The organism is Pseudomonas sp. PF05 (assembly GCF_056521845.1).
In genome coordinates, this window is the sequence record NZ_JBWLPW010000019.1 from 32799 (window position 1) to 50329 (window position 17531).

Annotated in this window: 15 protein-coding genes and 1 other RNA gene; all 16 read right to left on the bottom strand. The window is 62.7% G+C overall.

Annotated elements, in window-relative coordinates:
• Positions 1-17 precede the first annotated feature (17 nt).
• The 16 genes from ftsZ to rnpB all read right to left on the bottom strand — a co-directional run bounded on the left by ftsZ (position 18) and on the right by rnpB (position 17488).
• On the bottom strand, positions 18-1211 hold the full coding sequence (ftsZ, locus tag AC09SL_RS24875) for a cell division protein FtsZ (RefSeq protein WP_058542750.1): 1194 nt from the start codon (positions 1209-1211) through the stop codon (positions 18-20).
• A 95-nt stretch (positions 1212-1306) separates the two neighbouring features.
• On the bottom strand, positions 1307-2566 hold the full coding sequence (gene ftsA / locus AC09SL_RS24880; RefSeq protein ID WP_058542749.1) for a cell division protein FtsA: 1260 nt from the start codon (positions 2564-2566) through the stop codon (positions 1307-1309).
• Between the two features lie 15 nt (positions 2567-2581).
• Positions 2582-3448 carry a cell division protein FtsQ/DivIB gene (locus tag AC09SL_RS24885; RefSeq protein ID WP_058542748.1) on the bottom strand — a complete coding sequence of 289 codons (867 nt, stop codon included), beginning with the start codon at positions 3446-3448 and terminating at the stop codon, positions 2582-2584.
• Positions 3449-3451: 3 nt separating this feature from the next.
• A complete protein-coding gene (locus AC09SL_RS24890; protein ID WP_058542747.1) occupies positions 3452-4417 on the bottom strand; it encodes a D-alanine--D-alanine ligase in 966 nt (321 codons plus the stop codon).
• Positions 4414-5874 (bottom strand): UDP-N-acetylmuramate--L-alanine ligase, encoded by a 1461-nt coding sequence (murC, locus tag AC09SL_RS24895; protein ID WP_058542746.1) that lies wholly within the window; start codon positions 5872-5874, stop codon positions 4414-4416. Before murC ends, AC09SL_RS24890 begins: the two co-directional genes overlap by 4 nt.
• The gene (gene murG / locus AC09SL_RS24900; RefSeq protein ID WP_058542745.1) at positions 5867-6937 is read right to left on the bottom strand and encodes an undecaprenyldiphospho-muramoylpentapeptide beta-N-acetylglucosaminyltransferase; all 1071 of its coding nucleotides are present in this window, start codon (positions 6935-6937) and stop codon (positions 5867-5869) included. Before murG ends, murC begins: the two co-directional genes overlap by 8 nt.
• Positions 6927-8144, bottom strand: a complete 1218-nt coding sequence (gene ftsW, locus AC09SL_RS24905; RefSeq protein WP_057451743.1) for a putative lipid II flippase FtsW — start codon at positions 8142-8144, stop codon at positions 6927-6929. Before ftsW ends, murG begins: the two co-directional genes overlap by 11 nt.
• Complete coding sequence (gene murD / locus AC09SL_RS24910) at positions 8141-9487, bottom strand: UDP-N-acetylmuramoyl-L-alanine--D-glutamate ligase (protein ID WP_058542744.1); 1347 nt, start codon at positions 9485-9487, stop codon at positions 8141-8143. The genes ftsW and murD overlap by 4 nt, the downstream gene beginning before the upstream one ends.
• A 5-nt stretch (positions 9488-9492) precedes the next feature.
• Positions 9493-10575, bottom strand: a complete 1083-nt coding sequence (gene mraY / locus AC09SL_RS24915; RefSeq protein ID WP_014340067.1) for a phospho-N-acetylmuramoyl-pentapeptide-transferase — start codon at positions 10573-10575, stop codon at positions 9493-9495.
• A complete protein-coding gene (locus AC09SL_RS24920) occupies positions 10575-11942 on the bottom strand; it encodes a UDP-N-acetylmuramoyl-tripeptide--D-alanyl-D-alanine ligase (protein WP_064106953.1) in 1368 nt (455 codons plus the stop codon). Before AC09SL_RS24920 ends, mraY begins: the two co-directional genes overlap by 1 nt.
• Positions 11935-13398 carry a UDP-N-acetylmuramoyl-L-alanyl-D-glutamate--2,6-diaminopimelate ligase gene (locus AC09SL_RS24925; RefSeq protein WP_058542743.1) on the bottom strand — a complete coding sequence of 488 codons (1464 nt, stop codon included), beginning with the start codon at positions 13396-13398 and terminating at the stop codon, positions 11935-11937. Before AC09SL_RS24925 ends, AC09SL_RS24920 begins: the two co-directional genes overlap by 8 nt.
• Positions 13398-15140, bottom strand: coding sequence for a peptidoglycan D,D-transpeptidase FtsI family protein (locus tag AC09SL_RS24930; protein WP_058542742.1), 1743 nt, complete (start codon positions 15138-15140; stop codon positions 13398-13400). Before AC09SL_RS24930 ends, AC09SL_RS24925 begins: the two co-directional genes overlap by 1 nt.
• Positions 15137-15430: a cell division protein FtsL gene (gene ftsL / locus AC09SL_RS24935; RefSeq protein ID WP_058542741.1), complete on the bottom strand. Its 294-nt coding sequence runs from the start codon at positions 15428-15430 to the stop codon at positions 15137-15139. Before ftsL ends, AC09SL_RS24930 begins: the two co-directional genes overlap by 4 nt.
• A complete protein-coding gene (gene rsmH / locus AC09SL_RS24940) occupies positions 15427-16374 on the bottom strand; it encodes a 16S rRNA (cytosine(1402)-N(4))-methyltransferase RsmH (protein ID WP_058542740.1) in 948 nt (315 codons plus the stop codon). Before rsmH ends, ftsL begins: the two co-directional genes overlap by 4 nt.
• Positions 16371-16826: a division/cell wall cluster transcriptional repressor MraZ gene (mraZ, locus tag AC09SL_RS24945; RefSeq protein ID WP_003205355.1), complete on the bottom strand. Its 456-nt coding sequence runs from the start codon at positions 16824-16826 to the stop codon at positions 16371-16373. Before mraZ ends, rsmH begins: the two co-directional genes overlap by 4 nt.
• Before the next feature lie 308 nt (positions 16827-17134).
• Positions 17135-17488, bottom strand: an RNA gene (gene rnpB, locus AC09SL_RS24950) — RNase P RNA component class A.
• Positions 17489-17531: the final 43 nt, after the last annotated feature.

The following is a 17531-nucleotide window of genomic DNA, read 5'->3' on the forward strand; positions in this document are numbered from 1 at the left end:
CCCCCTGATACATTTCATCAATCGGCCTGACGACGCAGGAAAGCCGGGATGTCCAGGTAATCCAGATCGTCTTGCGGATTCATCTTCGCGGCAGTCGCGGTACCGGCCTGGGCCTGGTTGCGCATGACGGTCGGACGGTCCAGGTCACGGTAGTTCACCGCAGGCGCTTCCTGGCGCGAAGCCACTTGTTGTTGCGGTTGCGCAGCCATGGAGGTGTGAACGGTATTGTCGATGACCTTCACAGGCTTCTCGATTTTCGCGCCCAGACCCGTGGCAACCACGGTCACGTGCAACTCGTCGCGCATGTCCGGATCGATAACGGTACCGACCTTGACCATCGCGTGCTCGGAAGCGAAGGCTTCGATGATGCTACCCACGTCGGAGTACTCACCCAGGGACAGGTCAGGACCGGCGGTGATGTTCACCAGGATGCCGCGTGCACCTTGCAGGTTCACGTCTTCGAGCAACGGGTTGCGGATGGCCGCTTCGGTGGCCTCGCGTGCACGGTTCGGACCGCTGGCGCAGCCAGTACCCATCATCGCCATGCCCATTTCGCTCATGACAGTCCGTACGTCGGCAAAGTCGACGTTGATCATGCCCGGACGCTTGATGATGTCGGAGATACCGCGAACGGCACCGGCCAGTACGTCATCGGCCTTGGCGAAAGCCGACAGCAGGCTTGCGTCTTTACCGAGGATGGTCAGCAGCTTCTCGTTAGGGATGGTGATCAACGAGTCGACGCTTTCAGACAGCAGACGGATACCTTCGTCGGCGATCTGCATGCGCTTGCGACCTTCGAAAGGGAACGGACGAGTCACCACCGCAACGGTGAGGATCCCCATTTCCTTGGCCACTTCGGCAATGATTGGCGCCGCACCGGTACCGGTACCGCCGCCCATGCCCGTGGTGATGAACACCATGTTGGTGCCTTGCAGGACTTCAGCGATGCGCTCACGGTCTTCGAGAGCGGCCTGACGACCGACTTCAGGGTTGGCGCCGGCGCCCAGGCCTTTGGTCACGCCAGTACCCAATTGCAGGATGGTCCGCGCGCCGATGGATTTCAGCGCCTGGGCATCAGTGTTGGCGCAGATGAACTCAACGCCTTCAATGTTGCTCTTGACCATGTGGTTGACAGCGTTGCCGCCGCCACCGCCGACACCGATTACTTTGATAACCGGGCTAGCGGGGATGTTGTCTACGAGTTCGAACATTTTCCCTCTCCTTTCATTCTCTAGTTTTTTCGCCTACTGCGTTTGCTGCGTCTTCCAGCGCCAAGCCTGAAACTTGCCGCTTGAAGCTTTGGAACTTAAAAGTTGCCTTTGACCCAGGCCTGGAGCCGCTCGAACAGCGGTGCCTTCGGCTCTTCGCTGCTGTAGCTGTCGCGGCTGCCGATGCCTGAGAACGAAATCCCGTCGGACTGTTTCTGCAAGCCATACATCAACAGGCCCACGCCGGTGGAATAGATCGGGTTGCGGACCACGTCATCCAGGCCCTTGACGCCATGGGGCACGCCCAGGCGCACCGGCATGTGGAAAATCTCTTCGGCCAGCTCGACCGCGCCTTCCATCTTCGACGTACCGCCGGTCAGCACGATGCCGGCCGGGATCAGGTCTTCGTAGCCACTGCGCCGCAGTTCGGCCTGGATCAGCGTGAACAGCTCGTCGTAACGCGGCTCGACCACTTCGGCCAGGGCCTGGCGCGACAGCTCGCGCGGTGGACGGTCGCCAACGCTTGGCACCTTGATGGTTTCGCCGGCACCGGCCAGCTTCGCCAGGGCGCAGGCGTAACGGATCTTGATCTCCTCGGCGTACTGGGTCGGGGTGCGCAACGCCATGGCGATGTCGTTGGTCACCTGGTCACCGGCGATCGGGATCACCGCCGTATGGCGAATGGCGCCTTCGGTGAAGATCGCGATGTCGGTGGTGCCGCCGCCGATGTCCACCAGGCACACGCCCAGTTCTTTCTCGTCGTCGGTCAGCACGGAGTAGGCCGAGGCCAACTGCTCGAGGATGATGTCGTCGATTTCCAGGCCGCAGCGGCGCACGCATTTCTCGATGTTCTGCGCAGCGTTCACCGCACAGGTCACCACGTGGACCTTGGCTTCCAGGCGCACGCCGGACATGCCCAGGGGCTCACGCACGCCCTCCTGGTTATCGATGACGTAATCCTGCGGCAGGGTGTGCAGCACCCGCTGGTCCGCCGGGATCGCCACGGCCTGGGCCGCGTCGAGTACGCGCTCAAGGTCGGCGGAGCTGACTTCGCGATCACGAATCGCCACGATGCCGTGGGAGTTCAGGCTGCGGATGTGATTGCCCGCCACGCCGACGAACGCCGAGTGGATCCGGCAACCGGCCATCAGTTGCGCCTCTTCGATGGCGCGCTGGATCGATTGCACGGTGGACTCGATGTTCACCACCACGCCTTTTTTCAAGCCACGGGACGGGTGTGTACCGATCCCGACGATGACCAGCGTGCCGTCGTCCGCGACTTCGCCTACCAGCGCCACCACCTTGGAAGTGCCGATATCCAGACCGACGATCATTTTCCCGCTTTGCACGTTTGCCATGGGTCCTGCCTCTTCTTAATTCTTCGCGACGGCGGGTTCGGCCGTCGTGGGCGCTACAGGTTCCCGCCAGCCAACAGCCAGGCCGTTGGCGTAGCGCAGATCGATGCGCGCAATGTTCGTAATCTGTTCTTTAAGCGTCTTGTCATAGATGGCGATGAAGCGGCGCATCTTTTCCACCAGGTTGCCGCGCCCGAGCAACAGCTCGATGCCCGGCCCCGAGCTGCCTGCGCCCGTGGTCAGGAACCAGCTGCCGCGCTCACGCAATTCCAGGCGTGCGATGGAGAAGCCCAGTGGCCGCAACATCTGGCTCAACACCTGGTACTGCTGCATCACTTTCTGCTGGGCCCGCAGTGGGCCGAACAGTTGTGGCAAATGTTCATAGTTGGCCAGTTCCCGCGGCGTAAACGCCTGGCCCTGGTTGTTCAACAACGACTCGTCGCCCCAACGGGCCACCGGCAATTGTTCTTCCAGGCGGATCGACACCTGGTCAGGCCACACCCGCCGGACTTCGGCATGGGCGATCCACGGCATCTGCTCCAGTTCCTTGCGCATGCCCGCCAGGTCGATGGTGAAGAAACTCGACGCGACAAACGGAGCGATCCGTTGCTGCACGGCCTGCTGGCTGATGTAGCTCAGGTCGCCCTGGACGTTGATCCGGGCGATTGGACGGTCGGCATAAGGCAGCAACCGTTGCGCGCCTTCATACGTACCGAACCCCAACGCCACCAGCAGCACCGGCCAGAACAAGCTCTTGAGAAAACCAAAATTGGCTTTCGGCAAACGCGCCGACATCGGCTCTTTGGCCACCATTCGGCTGGCACCCCGCGGCACCGGCTTGCGACCGGGTGCGGATGGCTGATGACGAAGCGATGCGCCTTGCATGGCTTAACCTCTTGGCTCTTGCTGGCCGACACTGGCGGCCAGGATCGACAGCACCAGTTGCTGGAAATCCAGACCGGCGGCGCGGGCCGCCATCGGCACCAGGCTGTGATCGGTCATGCCCGGCGCGGTGTTGACTTCCAGGAACCAGAACTGCCCCTCGGCGTCCTGCATCACGTCCGCCCTGCCCCAACCGGCGATACCCAGTGCCTCACAGGCCTTGGCCGTGAGGTCCATCAGTTCTTTTTCCTTGGCGGCGTCCAGCCCGCAGGGAACGCGGTACTGGGTATCGTTGGCAACGTACTTGGCGTCGTAGTCGTAGAACGTGTGGGGCGTGCCCAACGCAATCGGGGGCAACACCTGGTCACGCAGGGTGGCGATGGTGAACTCGGGACCGGTGATCCATTGTTCGACCAACACTTGCGAATCGTAGGAACTGGCGTCTTTCCATGCCGCGGTCAACTCAGGCAGCGAATTCACTTTCGCCATGCCGATACTTGAACCTTCATGGGCCGGTTTGACGATCAAAGGGAAGCCCAGTTCCGTGGCCGCCGAAATACAATCGGCCTCGCACGCCAACACGGCGTGACGCGGCGTGGGAATGCCGAGGCTGTGCCAGACCTGCTTGGTGCGCAGCTTGTCCATCGCCAGGGCGGAAGCCAGGATGCCGCTGCCGGTGTAGGGAATGCCCAGGCACTCGAGCAGGCCTTGCATGCTGCCGTCTTCGCCACCGCGACCGTGCAGGATGATGAACGCGCGGTCGATTTTTTCGCTCAGCAGACGCTGCAGGAAATCGTCGCCCACATCGATGCCGAAGGCGTCGACACCGGCGCTTTGCAAGGCTTGCAGCACGGCGTTGCCGGACTTGAGGGACACCTCGCGCTCGGCGCTCTTGCCGCCGAACAGCACGGCAACGCGGCCGAAGGCTTTCGGATCAAGGGTCGAAACCAGGTTGGCGTAGGCAGCAGTCATTTCACTTTCCCCTCGCTGGCGGCCACGATGGCACCGGCGAATAACGGACTGTTCAACAGTTTCGGGGCCAGGCCACCGATGTCACCGGCACCCTGGCACAGCAGGATGTCACCGGCGCGCAGCAGCGGTTTGACCAGCGGCGCGAGGTCCACGCCGCGTTCGATGTAGATCGGGTCCAACTGGCCGCGCTGGCGAATGCTGTGGCACAGCTGGCGGCTGTCGGCCCCCGGGATCGGTTCTTCACCGGCCGGGTAGACTTCCATCAACAACAGCACGTTGGCGTCGGCCAATACCTGGACGAAATCGTCGTACAGGTCACGGGTGCGGCTGTAGCGGTGCGGCTGGTAGACCATCACCAGGCGGCGTTCCGGCCAGCCACCGCGCACGGCCTTGATCACCGCCGCGACTTCGGTCGGGTGGTGGCCGTAGTCGTCCACCAGCATCACGTTGCCGCCGTCCACCGGCAGTTCGCCGTAGACCTGGAAGCGTCGGCCCACGCCCTGGAACCCGGACAGGCCCTGGACGATGGCTTCATCGCTGACGCCTTCGTCAGTGGCGATGCAAATGGTGGCCAAGGCATTGAGCACGTTGTGGTTGCCAGGCATGTTCACCGACACGTCCAGCGGTTCGCGATCCGGACGCAGCACGGTGAAGAACGTCTGCATGCCCTGCTGGCGCACGTTGATGGCGCGCACGTCGGCTTCTTCGCCGAAACCGTAGGTCACGGTCGGCCGCTTGATCAGTGGCAGGATTTCACGCACCACCGGGTCGTCCAGGCACACCACCGCCAGACCATAGAACGGCAGGTTGTGCAGAAACTCGACGAAGGTTTTCTTCAGTTTGTTGAAGTCACCGTCGTAGGTGGCCATGTGGTCGGCGTCGATGTTGGTAACCACGGCCACCAGCGGTTGCAGGTGCAGGAAACTCGCGTCGCTTTCATCGGCTTCGGCGATCAGGTAGCGGCTGGTGCCCAGCTGGGCATTGGTGCCCGCCGCATTCAGGCGCCCACCGATCACGAAGGTCGGGTCCAGGCCACCGGCCGCGAACACCGAGGCGATCAGGCTGGTGGTGGTGGTTTTGCCGTGGGTACCGGCGACGGCAATGCCGTGGCGATAGCGCATCAGCTCGGCGAGCATCTCAGCCCGAGGCACCACGGGAATGCGGCGTTCCAGGGCGGTGGCGACTTCCGGGTTGGAGGTGTTCACGGCACTGGAAACCACCAGCACGTCGGCATTGGCGGCGTTCTCGGCGCGGTGGCCGATAAAGATGTGAGCGCCGAAGGACTCCAGGCGCTCGGTCACCGGGGATGCTTTCAGGTCGGAACCGGAGACTTCATAGCCCAGGTTCAGCAGTACTTCAGCGATCCCGCACATGCCCACGCCGCCGATACCGACGAAGTGGATACGGCGGATACGGCGCATTTCAGGTTGCGGCATGGCTTTGCGATTCTCAACCATGGGCCACCTCCAGGCAGGTATCGACCACTTGGGCCGTGGCATCGGGTTTGGCCAGGCGGCGGGCGGCGCGGGCCATGTCTTCAAGTCGTTGCGGCTGCATCAAAACCTCTGTCAGGCGGGCGGCAAGATCCGCGGCGCCAGTCGTTCTTTGCGGCATCAGGAAGGCAGCGCCTTCACGGGCCAAATAATCGGCGTTACGGGTCTGGTGATCGTCGATGGCGTGGGGCAAAGGCACCAGCATCGAGGGCAGACCGGCGGCAGCCAGTTCACTGATGGTCAGCGCGCCTGCGCGGCAGACCACCAGGTCGGCCCAGCCATAGGCTTGGGCCATGTCTTTGATGAAAGGCTGCACTTGCGCCTCCACGCCAACGGCGCGATAGCGCTCGGCGGTCACTTCATCGTGGTTTTTGCCAGCCTGGTGAAACACTTCCGGGCGCAGTTCGGGTGCGACCTGCGACAGCGCTTCGGGCAGCAGTTTGTTCAACGGTTCTGCCCCCAGGCTTCCACCCAGGACCAGCAAACGTGCCTTGCGTCCGGCCAGGGCCGGGCGTGGTGTATCGAGAAACAGCTCGGTACGCACCGGATTACCGGTGGTGCGGCGGCTGCTCGACAGGGTAAAGGTGTCGGGAAAGGCTTCACAGACCCGGGCGGCCAACGGCACCAGTAACCGATTGGCGGTACCGGCCACGGCGTTCTGCTCGTGGACGATCACCGGCACACCGGCCAATTTCGCCGCAACTCCGCCAGGGCCGGTCACATAACCGCCAAACCCGACCACGCACACCGGCCGCAACCGACGGATGATCGCCCGCGCCTGCCAGATCGACTTGAGCAGCATCAGCGGCGCCTTGAGCAACGACAACTTGCCCTTGCCCCGCAGGCCGCTGGCGTCGATCCGATGCAGCTCAAGGCCGGCAGCTGGTACCAGTTCGTTCTCGATGCCCCGCGGCGTACCCAGCCAGTGCACGGTGTAGCCGCGCGACTGGAATTCCCGGGCACAGGCCAGCGCCGGGAACACATGCCCGCCGGTACCGCCCGCCATGATCAGCACGTTAGCGCCCATGAGTCGGCTCCTCGGCGAAGTCGCTCTCCTGGAACTCCATCTCCTCGCTGCCCAGATGGGTTCGACTCTCCCATTCGATGCGCAGCAACAGGCCCAGACAGGCGCAGCAAATCACCAAGGAGCTGCCGCCATAACTGAGGAACGGCAGCGTCAGGCCCTTGGTCGGCAACAGGCCGACGTTCACGCCGATGTTGATCAGGAACTGACCGATCCACAGGAACGACAAGCCATACGCCACGTAGGCGGCAAAAAACTGCTTGGCCTTCTCGGCCCACAAACCGATGTACATGCCGCGCACGCAGACGAACACGAACAGGGCAACGGTGCACAAGGAGCCGACCACGCCGAGCTCTTCGGCCAATACCGAGAACACAAAGTCGGTGTGGGCTTCGGGCAGGTAGAACTGCTTCTGCACGCTGTTGCCCAGGCCCACGCCCAGCCATTCGCCGCGACCGAAGGCGATCAGTGCCTGGGTCAATTGATAGCCGGAACCAAACTGGTCGGCCCACGGGTCGGTGAAGGTGATCAGGCGCGCCATCCGATAAGGCTGGGCCTGGACCAGCACGGTCACGGCTGCCACCGCCAGCGCCACCATCAGGATGAAGCGAAACAGCCCGACGCCCCCCAGGAACAGCATCGCCGCAGCGGCCCCCATCATGACCACGGTGGCGCCGAAGTCCGGCTCCATCAGCAGCAGGCCCGCCATGGGCAGCAGCACGATGAACGGCTTGAAAAAGCCCATCCAGCTCTCGCGCACTTCTTTCTGGCGACGCACCAGGTAACCGGCGAGAAAAATCACCACGAAGACCTTGGCAATTTCCGAAGGCTGCACGTTGAAGAAGCTGAAGCCGATCCAGCGCATCGAACCGTTGACCTCGCGGCCAATGCCCGGCACCAGCACCATCACCAACAGACCGAAGGCGCCAAGCAGCATCATCCAGCCCAGGCGTTGCCAGGTGGCGATCGGCACCATCATGGTGACGATGCAAGCGCCCAGGCCGATCACCAGGTAAATCAGGTGGCGGATCATGTGGTAAAGCGTGTTGCCCGACTGCACGGCGGCCACTTCCGACGACGCGGAGGTGATCATCACCAGGCCAAGGCCCAGCAAGGCCAGGCAACCGGCGAGCATCGGGAAATCCAGGTCGATGCCGCGCCCGGTGATCAGCGGCGACGGGTACGGCTTGATGATGTTCATCAGGCTCATGCCAAGTCCTCCGCGGCCCGGGCGAACAGCTGCCCGCGCTCTTCATAGTTCTTGAACATGTCGAAACTGGCGCAGGCCGGTGACAACAGCACCGCATCGCCCGGTTGCGCGAGGGCGCGGCACTGTTGCACCGCCTCGTCCAGCGAACCGACCCGGACCAGCGGCACGGCATCGCCGAGGGCCTGGGCGATCAATTCGCGATCGCGACCCATCAGCACCACGGCGCGGCAGTTGGCCGCCACCGGGTCGCGCAGGTCCTTGAAGTCCGCACCCTTGCCGTCGCCGCCGGCAATCAGCACGAGCTTGCCTTGGATGTCCGCGCCCAGCCCTTCGATGGCCGCCAGTGCGGCACCGACATTGGTGGCCTTGGAGTCGTTGTACCAAGCCACGCCGTCCAGGTCGCGCACCCACTGGCAGCGGTGCTCAAGACCGGCGAAGCTGCGCAGGGCAGAGAGCATGGCGTCGAACGGCAGGCCGACCGCATGCCCCAGGGCCAACGCGGCCAGGGCATTGGCCTGGTTGTGGGCGCCACGAATCTTCAGTTCGCGCACCGGCATCAGGTTCTGGAATTCGAAGGCCAGGTATTTCTCGCCGTTCTCTTCGCGCAGCCCGAAGCCTTTGAAATCCGGCACGCCCAGGCCGAAGGACCAGCACGGCATGCCCTCGCCCAACAATGGACGGGTCAGGGCGTCCTGGCGGTTGAACACCACTTGCCGGGCGCCACGGAAGATCCGGTGCTTGGCCAGGTGATAAGCCGGCAGGCCGCTGTAGCGGTCCATGTGGTCTTCGCTGATGTTGAGCACGGTCGCCACTTCGGCGCCCAGGTGGTCGGTGGTTTCCAGCTGGAAGCTCGACAGCTCCATCACGTACAACTCGACGTCGTCACTGAGCAAGTCCAGCGCCGGGGTACCGAGGTTGCCGCCCACCGCGACGCGCTTGCCGGCCGCCGCCGCCATCTCGCCCACCAGGGTGGTGACGGTGCTCTTGGCATTGGAACCGCTGATGGCGACGATCGGCGCCTTGGCGTTACGCGCGAACAGCTCGATGTCGCCGGACAATTTCACGCCACGGGCAGCCGCCGCCTGCAGGGCCGGAGTCGCCAGGGCCAGGCCAGGGCTCACGTAGAGCTCATCGGCGCGGCACAGGAATTCGACGTCCAGCTCGCCACAACGCACGTCCACCTGCGGATAGTCACGGCGCAGCGTGGCCAGCTCAGGTGGATTTTCCCGCGTATCGGCCACGGCAAACGACACGCCCCGGTTCGCCAGGAAGCGAACCAGGGACATGCCGCTCTTGCCGAGGCCGACAACGATGCGGAAGTGGTCAGAAGCGATCAGGGACACTCGTTCTACCTCAGCTTCAGGGTGGCAAGGCCGACCAGGACCAGGATCACGGTGATGATCCAGAAACGGACGATCACGCGTGGCTCGGGCCAGCCCTTGAGTTCAAAGTGGTGGTGGATCGGCGCCATGCGAAATACCCGGCGGCCGGTCAATTTAAAGGACGCAACCTGAATGACGACTGACAGGGTCTCCATCACGAATACACCGCCCATGATGAACAGGACGATTTCCTGGCGAACGATGACGGCGATGGTGCCCAGGGCCGCGCCCAGCGCCAACGCGCCGACGTCGCCCATGAAGACTTGCGCCGGGTAGGTGTTGAACCACAGGAAGCCCAGGCCGGCACCGATCAGCGCACCGCAGAACACGATCAACTCGCCCGCCCCCGGCACATAAGGAATCAGCAGGTATTCGGCGAATTTCACGTTACCCGACAGATAGCAGAAGATCCCCAGGGCGCCGCCGACCATGACCGTGGGCATGATCGCCAGGCCATCGAGGCCGTCGGTGAGGTTGACCGCGTTGCTCGAACCGACGATCACTAGGTAGGTCAGCACGATGAAGCCTGCGCCCAGCGGAATGCTGTAGTCCTTGAGCATCGGCAGGATCAGGGTGGTCTCTACCGGCGAGGCGGCGGTCATATAAAGGAAGATCGCCGCGCCTAGGCCGAACACCGACTGCCAGAAATACTTCCAGCGGCTTGGCAGCCCACGGGAGTTCTTCTCGATGACCTTGCGATAGTCGTCGACCCAACCGATGGCGCCAAAGAGCAAGGTCACCAGCAGCACGACCCAGACATACCGGTTCGCCAGGTCGGCCCAGAGCAACGTACTGATGCCGATGGACGACAGGATCAGCGCGCCGCCCATGGTCGGGGTGCCGGATTTGGACAGGTGCGACTGCGGGCCGTCGTTACGGACCGACTGGCCGATCTGCAGGTTCTGCAGGGTGCGGATCATCCACGGGCCCAGGAACAGCGACAACGACAGCGCGGTCAGCACACCCAGGATCCCGCGCAGGGTCAGGTACTGGAAGACCGCGAAGCCTTTGTGGAACTGTTGCAGGTACTCCGCTAGCAGCAGCAGCATTAATGTTTCTCCGTGGAGGCGCCGCACAGCGCCGCGACGATGTTTTCCATCGCTGCGCTGCGTGAGCCCTTGATCAATAAGGTGGTGTTCGGGTCCTGCTCGGCGCCCAGGGCCTGGATCAGTTCGGCCTGAGTGGTGAAATGCCGTGCGTGTTCGCCAAACGCGGCGACCGCATGCGCCATCATCGGGCCGACCGCATACAGCGCGTCGACCTTGCCGCGCGCATAGGCACCGACGTCGTGATGCCCCTGTTGCGCCCACTCGCCCAGTTCGCCGATATCCCCCAGCACCAGCACGGTACGGCCGGAAAAACTGGCAAGGATATCCACGGCCGCGCACATGGACGACGGGTTGGCGTTATAGGTGTCATCGATCACGCGCATGCCGTTGCTGGCCAGTTGCGCGACGGAGCGCCCCTTGACCGGCTGCACGGCATTCAGCCCGGCAACAATGCCCGGCAGCGACACGCCCAGCGCATGGGCGGCAGCCGCCGCAGCCAGGGCGTTGGCAACGTTATGGGTGCCAAGCAGGTTCAACTGCACCCGCTCGGCACCAACCGGGCTGTGCAGGTTGAAAGCCGGGCAACCGCGAGCATCGCGGTCCAGGTGGCTGGCGTAGAAATTCGCGGCGGGGTTGCTCAGGGCGAAGGTCAGCACCTTGCGCGCCCCCGCCCGGGCCTTCCAGATGTCGAAGGCTTTGTCGTCGAGATTCAGCACGGCGACGCCATCGGCATCCAGCCCCTCGATGATCTCGCCCTTGGCCTCGACGATTTTTTCCGGGCCGCCGAACTCGCCGACGTGGGCAGTCCCAGCGTTGTTGAGCACCGCCACGTGGGGCTTGGTCATGGCCACGGTGTAGGCAATCTCGCCGAGCCGCGAAGCGCCCAGCTCGATGACGGCGGCGCTGTGTTCCGGCGCCAGCTCCAGCAGAGTCAGCGGCACGCCGAGGTCGTTGTTCAGGTTGCCACGGGTCGCCAGCACCGGACCGCGGGTGCGCAGGATGCTGGCAAGCATTTCCTTGACCGTGGTCTTGCCGCTGGAGCCGGTGATGGCTGCGACCGGGTTGCCATATGCCGCGCGGTTCAGCGCACCGAGCTGGCCCAGGGCCTGGCGGGTGTCGTTGACGAGCAATTGCGGCAACGTGCTGTTGGTCACTTCGCGCTCGACCAGGGCGGCGACCGCACCTTTGCCCGCGACTTCGTTCAAGTAATCGTGGCCATCGAAACGCGGTCCAGTCAGGGCGACAAACAATTGCCCCGGCGTGATCGCCCGGCTGTCGATGCTGACGCCGTCAAAGGTGGCGTCCGCGGCGATGAGGCGCGCATTCAGGGCGTTGGTCAGCTCACTGAGTTTCAAGGCCTTAAGCATGGGCAACCTCCCACGCGGTCAGGGCGTGATCGGCTTCCACCAGGTCGGAGAAAGCATGGCGTTCGCCGTTGATTTCCTGATAGTCCTCGTGCCCCTTGCCGGCCAGGACGATGACATCATCCGCCGAGGCGCTGGCGATCAATTGGGCGATGGCCTGGCCGCGACCGGCCACGAAGGTGACGTTATCCACAGCCGTAAAACCGGCGCGGATGTCGTCGAAAATCCGTAGCGGGTCTTCACTGCGTGGGTTGTCATCGGTGACCAGCACGCCATCTGCCAAGCGCTCGACCACTTCGGCCATCAACGGACGCTTGCCGCGATCGCGATCGCCACCGCAGCCGAACAGGCACAGCAGCCGACCCTTGGCGTGAGGACGCAGGGCCGTAAGAACTTTTTCCAAGGCGTCGGGGGTGTGGGCGTAGTCGACCACCACCAGCGGCTGAGTACCGCCACCCAGGCGCTGCATGCGACCGGCCGGGCCTTCGAGCTTCGGCAGGACCTTGAGGATTTCGTCCAGCGCGTAGTCCAGGCCGAGCAAGGCACCGATGGCTGCCAATACGTTGCTCAGGTTGAAGCGACCGAGCAAGGTGCTGCGCAAATGGTGCTCGCCCTGGGGCGTGACCAGCGTGGCGCGCACGCCTTCGTCATTGAATTGCGCCTGGCGTACATAAAGGTAGGCGCTGGCATCTTCCAGGCTGTAGGTGATCAACCGGGACTCGCGCTTTTCGGCAGCCAATTGCCGGCCGAATTCGTCATCGAGGTTGATGACCCGGCACTTCAGGTCATTCCAGGCAAACAGCTTGGCCTTGGCTTCACCGTAGGCCTGCATGGTGCCGTGGTAATCCAGGTGATCCCGGGACAGGTTGGTCAACACCGCGACATCGAACGCCAGCGCGGTCACACGGCCCTGGTCCAAACCATGGGAAGAGACCTCCATCGCAACGGCCTTGGCACCGGCCTTTTTCAGGTCCGCCAGGGTCGCTTGCACGGCTATTGGGTTCGGCGTGGTGTGCAGGCCGCTTTCCAATGCGCCATGGAAGCCGTTGCCCAGGGTCCCGACAATGCCGCAATGCTGGCCGAGCAGGTCCAAAGCCTGGGCCACCAGTTGGGTCACGCTGGTCTTGCCGTTGGTGCCGGTCACGCCCACCAGGTTCAGGTGACGGCTCGGGTCGCCATAAAAACGCCCGGCGATATCCGACAGTTGCGCCGCCAGGCCCTTGACTGGAATCAGCGGAACGTCGGTGATCGGCAGCACGGTCGCGCCTTGTACTTCATAAGCCACAGCAGCCGCGCCACGTTTCAGGGCATCGGCGATGTGGTCACGGCCATCGAAACGAGCGCCCGCCACTGCCAGGAACAAGTCCCCGGCGCGTACATTGCGACTGTCCAGCGCCAATTCGCGAATCAGCAGATCGTGACCGGCGTGGGCAAAAATCTTGTTCAGGCTCAGGGACATCAGCCACGCCCTCCTTCAGCTTTCAAGGGAACGACCGGCGCGGTACTGGCCTGCTGGGTCGGCGGCAGGTTATCCGGGGTAATGTTCATCAGGCGCAGGGTGCCGGACATCACTTTGCTGAACACCGGCGCCGAGACCAGGCCGCCGAAGTAGCCCGCCTTGCTCGGCTCGTCGATGACCACGACGATGGCGTAGCGCGGGTCGCTCATCGGGCCGAAACCGGCGAACAGCGAACGGTAGGAGTTCTCGGCATAGCCCTTGACGCCCGCAGAGGTTTTGCGGGCCGTACCCGACTTGCCGGCCACGTGATAGGCCGGCACCTGGGCGCGATAAACGCCACGCGGCGCTTCGATCACCTGTTGCAGCATGCCCTGCATGGTCTTGGCGACATCCTCCGGAATGACCTGAGTAGACTCCGGGGCCTTGTCGGTTTTGATCAGCGACAGCGGTGTCATGCGGCCGTTGTTGGCCAGCACCGAAAACGCGTGGACCAACTGGATCGCGGTCACGGAAACACCGTAGCCGTATGACAACGTGGCCGTTTCAGCCTTGCGCCACTCGCGGTAGTTCGGCAGATTGCCGACACGCTCGCCAGGAAAGCCCAGGCCAGTACCCTGACCAAGACCGATTTTCTGGGCAAGACGGTAAATCGTTTCCCCGCCGATATCGAAGGCGATCTTGCTCATGCCGACGTTACTGGAATTGATCAGGATGCCGGTCAAGTCCAGCACCGGGCCTTCGCTCCTGGACACGTCGCGAATGGTGTACTTGCCGATCTGCAGGGTGCCCGGGTACACCTCGACGGTGTCGCTCGGTTTCCAGCGTCCGGTTTCCAGAGCGGCGGCCATGGACACCGCTTTCATGGTCGAACCCGGCTCGAACACGTCGATCATCGCGCGATTACGCATCATCGCCGGTTGCAGGTTGCGACGGTTGTTCGGGTTGTAGGTGGGCTGGTTGACCATAGCCAGGATCTCGCCAGTCTTCACGTCCATGATCACCAAGCTGCCGGCCTTGGCACCGTTCTCGACGATGGCATTGCGCAGCTCACGGTTGGCCAGATATTGCAGGCGCAGATCAATGGACAACGCCAAGGGCTTACCGGCCTTGGCGTTTTTGGTGACTTGGACATCCTTGATCAGCCTGCCGCGCCGATCCTTGATAACCTGCCGCTTGCCGGGAACCCCGGCGAGCCAGTCGTCGTAAGCCAGCTCTATGCCTTCCCGCCCTCGATCATCGATGTCGGTAAACCCGACCATGTGGGCCGTGACTTCACCGGCCGGGTAGAAGCGCCGGAACTCTTCGATGCCGTAGACACCCGGGATTTTCAGGTCGAGCACGCTCTGGCCTTGCTCAGGCGTCAGCCCGCGCACCAGGTAGATGAATTCTTTGTTGGCCTGGGCTTCGAGGCGCTCGGCCAGGGCCTTGGGATCCTGTCCAAGGGCGGCGGCCAGGGCCGGCCACTTTTCCTTGGCCTGCTGCATTTCCTTGGCGTTTGCCCACAACGTCGTTACCGGGGTGCTCACGGCCAACGGCTCGCCATTACGATCGGTGATCAGGCCACGGTGAGCCGGAATCGGAATATGACGCAAGCTGCGGGCATCGCCTTGTTCCTGGAGGAAATCACGATCGACCACTTGCAAATCGATGATGCGCCAGACGATAGCGCCCACCATGATCCCGAGCAAACCCAGGACCAGGCGGAAGCGCCACGGAAAGAGTGCCCCTTCGAGTTTTATCATGGCGTCACCATCTGCACTTCGGCAGCGCCAGGGATGCGCATTTTCAGCTGCTCGGTGGCCAAGACTTCGATGCGGCTATGGGCGGTCCAGGTGCTCTGCTCCAGGATCAACCGGCCCCACTCGGCCTGCGCCTTGTCACGCACGCTCAGCTCGTTGTAAAGGGAATTGAGAAGCTGGCGGTTCCAGTGCGCGCTATAGGACACGGCAATGGCCGACACGAGCACGCCGATAAACAGCAGCAGCATGAAAAAGCTGCCGCCGGGCAGGGGCTTGGCGAAGAGCCTGCTCACCGCAACTTCTCCGCGACACGCATGACCGCGCTACGGGCGCGCGGGTTGACCTTGAGCTCGGCCTCGGAGGCGAACTGCGCCTTGCCATGGATCTTGATTTTCGGCACGAAGGCTTCGAAACGCACCGGCAGGTTGCGCGGCAGGTTATCGGCTTCGCCCTTGGTGAGTTTGCGCATGAACAGCTTGACGATGCGGTCTTCCAGGGAGTGGAAGCTGATCACCACCAGCCGACCGCCGATCTCTAGCGCTTCAAGCGCCGCTTCGAGACCGACTTCCAGATCGCCCAGCTCGTTATTGACGTGAATGCGCAAGCCTTGGAAAGCCCGGGTTGCCGGGTTCTTGCCCTTTTCCCAGGCCGGATTGGCAACCTTCAGCACCTCGGCCAGGTCGCCGGTGCGCTCGAATGGCTTGATGTCGCGCCGCTCGACCACGGCACGGGCCATGCGCCCGGAGAAACGCTCTTCACCGTATTCCTTGAAGACACGGGCGATTTCTTCCACCGGGGCAGTGTTGACGAATTCGGCGGCGCTGATTCCACGGGACGGGTCCATGCGCATGTCCAGCGGGCCGTCATTGAGGAAACTGAAGCCACGCTCCGGGTCGTCCAGCTGTGGCGAAGACACGCCCAGGTCGAGCAGCACGCCACTGACCTTGCCGGCCAGGCCACGCTCGGCGACTTCCGAAGCCAGCTCGGCAAAGCTGCGCTGCACAATGACAAAGCGGCCGTCTTCGGCCGCCAGCGCTTGCCCGGTGGCAATCGCTTGAGGATCCTTGTCGAACCCCAGCAACCGGCCACCCGGACCGAGCTTGCTGAGAATCAACCGGCTGTGTCCGCCACGCCCGAACGTGCCGTCCAGATAGCAGCCATCAGGACGTACGGCGAGAGCCTCGACGGCCTCGTCCAACAGTACGGTGATGTGGTTAAAGCCGCTATCAATAGTCACAGGATCAAATCACGCAGTTCATCAGGCATGGCGCCCGGTTGTTGAATAGCAGCAAGGTCAGCGGCAGAAACCGCATTCCAGGCATCTTCGTCCCACAGTTGGAACTTGTTCAGTTGGCCCACCAGCATCGCGCGCTTATCCAGCTTGGCGTACTCGCGCAGGCGCGGCGGCACCAGGAAACGACCGCTGCCGTCGAGTTCGAGGTCGACGGCATTACCAATCAGCAAGCGTTGCAAGCGGCGGTTTTCTTCACGCAGCGAAGGCAGTGCGCGCAGTTTGGTTTCGATGATTTCCCACTCATCAAGGGGGTAAACGCACAAACATGGGTCAACAGCGTCGATCGTGACGATTAATTGACCGGAACTTCGCGAAACGAGCTCGTCACGATACCGGCTGGGCATGGCGAGCCGGCCTTTTGCATCGAGACTGATAGCGTTAGCTCCGCGAAACACGTCTGCGTTTCTCCACTTTTTGGCGTTTTACCTTCAAAAAAACCCACTTCATGCCACTTTCCGCCACTTGCGCACACTATAGGAATGCGCCCACCGCACCGTCAAGGCGCGCAATGAAGGAAAAGCCTTATAGATCGGAGATTTAGGAACGTTTCAGGAGGGGTAACAAGAATGTGACGTAGGAAATTTCGCCCAAACCTGAGACAGCGCAGGGAACTGCGCGCACAAGTTAAAGTGATTTATTAAGAGTAAGATTTTTTTGGTATTAGGAATTGCGTCTGCCAGTGATTCTGGCAGGAAGGGAAAAGGTGGAGAGTCGATCTGTAAGCCGGGTTCTGTCTTGAACAGTCATTCGTCTACGATGGCCATCACTGGACATCTTTAGCAACCTACCCGGTCCCAGCGCGGGCCACGCCTTGGGACCCTATTTGGTCTTGCTCCAAGTGGGGTTTACCTAGCCACGAACTGTTGCCAGCCGTGCGGTGCGCTCTTACCGCACCTTTTCACCCTTACCGGCGCCGAAGCGCTTAGGCGGTTATTTTCTGTGGCACTTTCCGTAGGCTCACGCCTCCCAGGCATTACCTGGCACTTCGCCCTATGGAGCCCGGACTTTCCTCCCCCCCCTAATTCTCATAGAGGGCAGCGACTGTCCGATCGACTCTCCGCCGCGAAGGTTAACGGCAGAGCGCTTGAAGAACAAGCGCT

Bases quoted from the DNA above. Each gene is read 5' to 3' on its own strand.
- ftsZ (WP_058542750.1), bottom strand. From the start codon at position 1,211: ATGTTCGAACTCGTAGACAACATCCCCGCTAGCCCGGTTATCAAAGTA.
- ftsA (WP_058542749.1), bottom strand. From the start codon at position 2,566: ATGGCAAACGTGCAAAGCGGGAAAATGATCGTCGGTCTGGATATCGGC.
- AC09SL_RS24885 (WP_058542748.1), bottom strand. From the start codon at position 3,448: ATGCAAGGCGCATCGCTTCGTCATCAGCCATCCGCACCCGGTCGCAAG.
- AC09SL_RS24890 (WP_058542747.1), bottom strand. From the start codon at position 4,417: ATGACTGCTGCCTACGCCAACCTGGTTTCGACCCTTGATCCGAAAGCC.
- murC (WP_058542746.1), bottom strand. From the start codon at position 5,874: ATGGTTGAGAATCGCAAAGCCATGCCGCAACCTGAAATGCGCCGTATC.
- murG (WP_058542745.1), bottom strand. From the start codon at position 6,937: ATGGGCGCTAACGTGCTGATCATGGCGGGCGGTACCGGCGGGCATGTG.
- ftsW (WP_057451743.1), bottom strand. From the start codon at position 8,144: ATGAGCCTGATGAACATCATCAAGCCGTACCCGTCGCCGCTGATCACC.
- mraY (WP_014340067.1), bottom strand. From the start codon at position 10,575: ATGCTGCTGCTGCTAGCGGAGTACCTGCAACAGTTCCACAAAGGCTTC.
- AC09SL_RS24920 (WP_064106953.1), bottom strand. From the start codon at position 11,942: ATGCTTAAGGCCTTGAAACTCAGTGAGCTGACCAACGCCCTGAATGCG.
- AC09SL_RS24925 (WP_058542743.1), bottom strand. From the start codon at position 13,398: ATGTCCCTGAGCCTGAACAAGATTTTTGCCCACGCCGGTCACGATCTG.
- AC09SL_RS24930 (WP_058542742.1), bottom strand. From the start codon at position 15,140: ATGATAAAACTCGAAGGGGCACTCTTTCCGTGGCGCTTCCGCCTGGTC.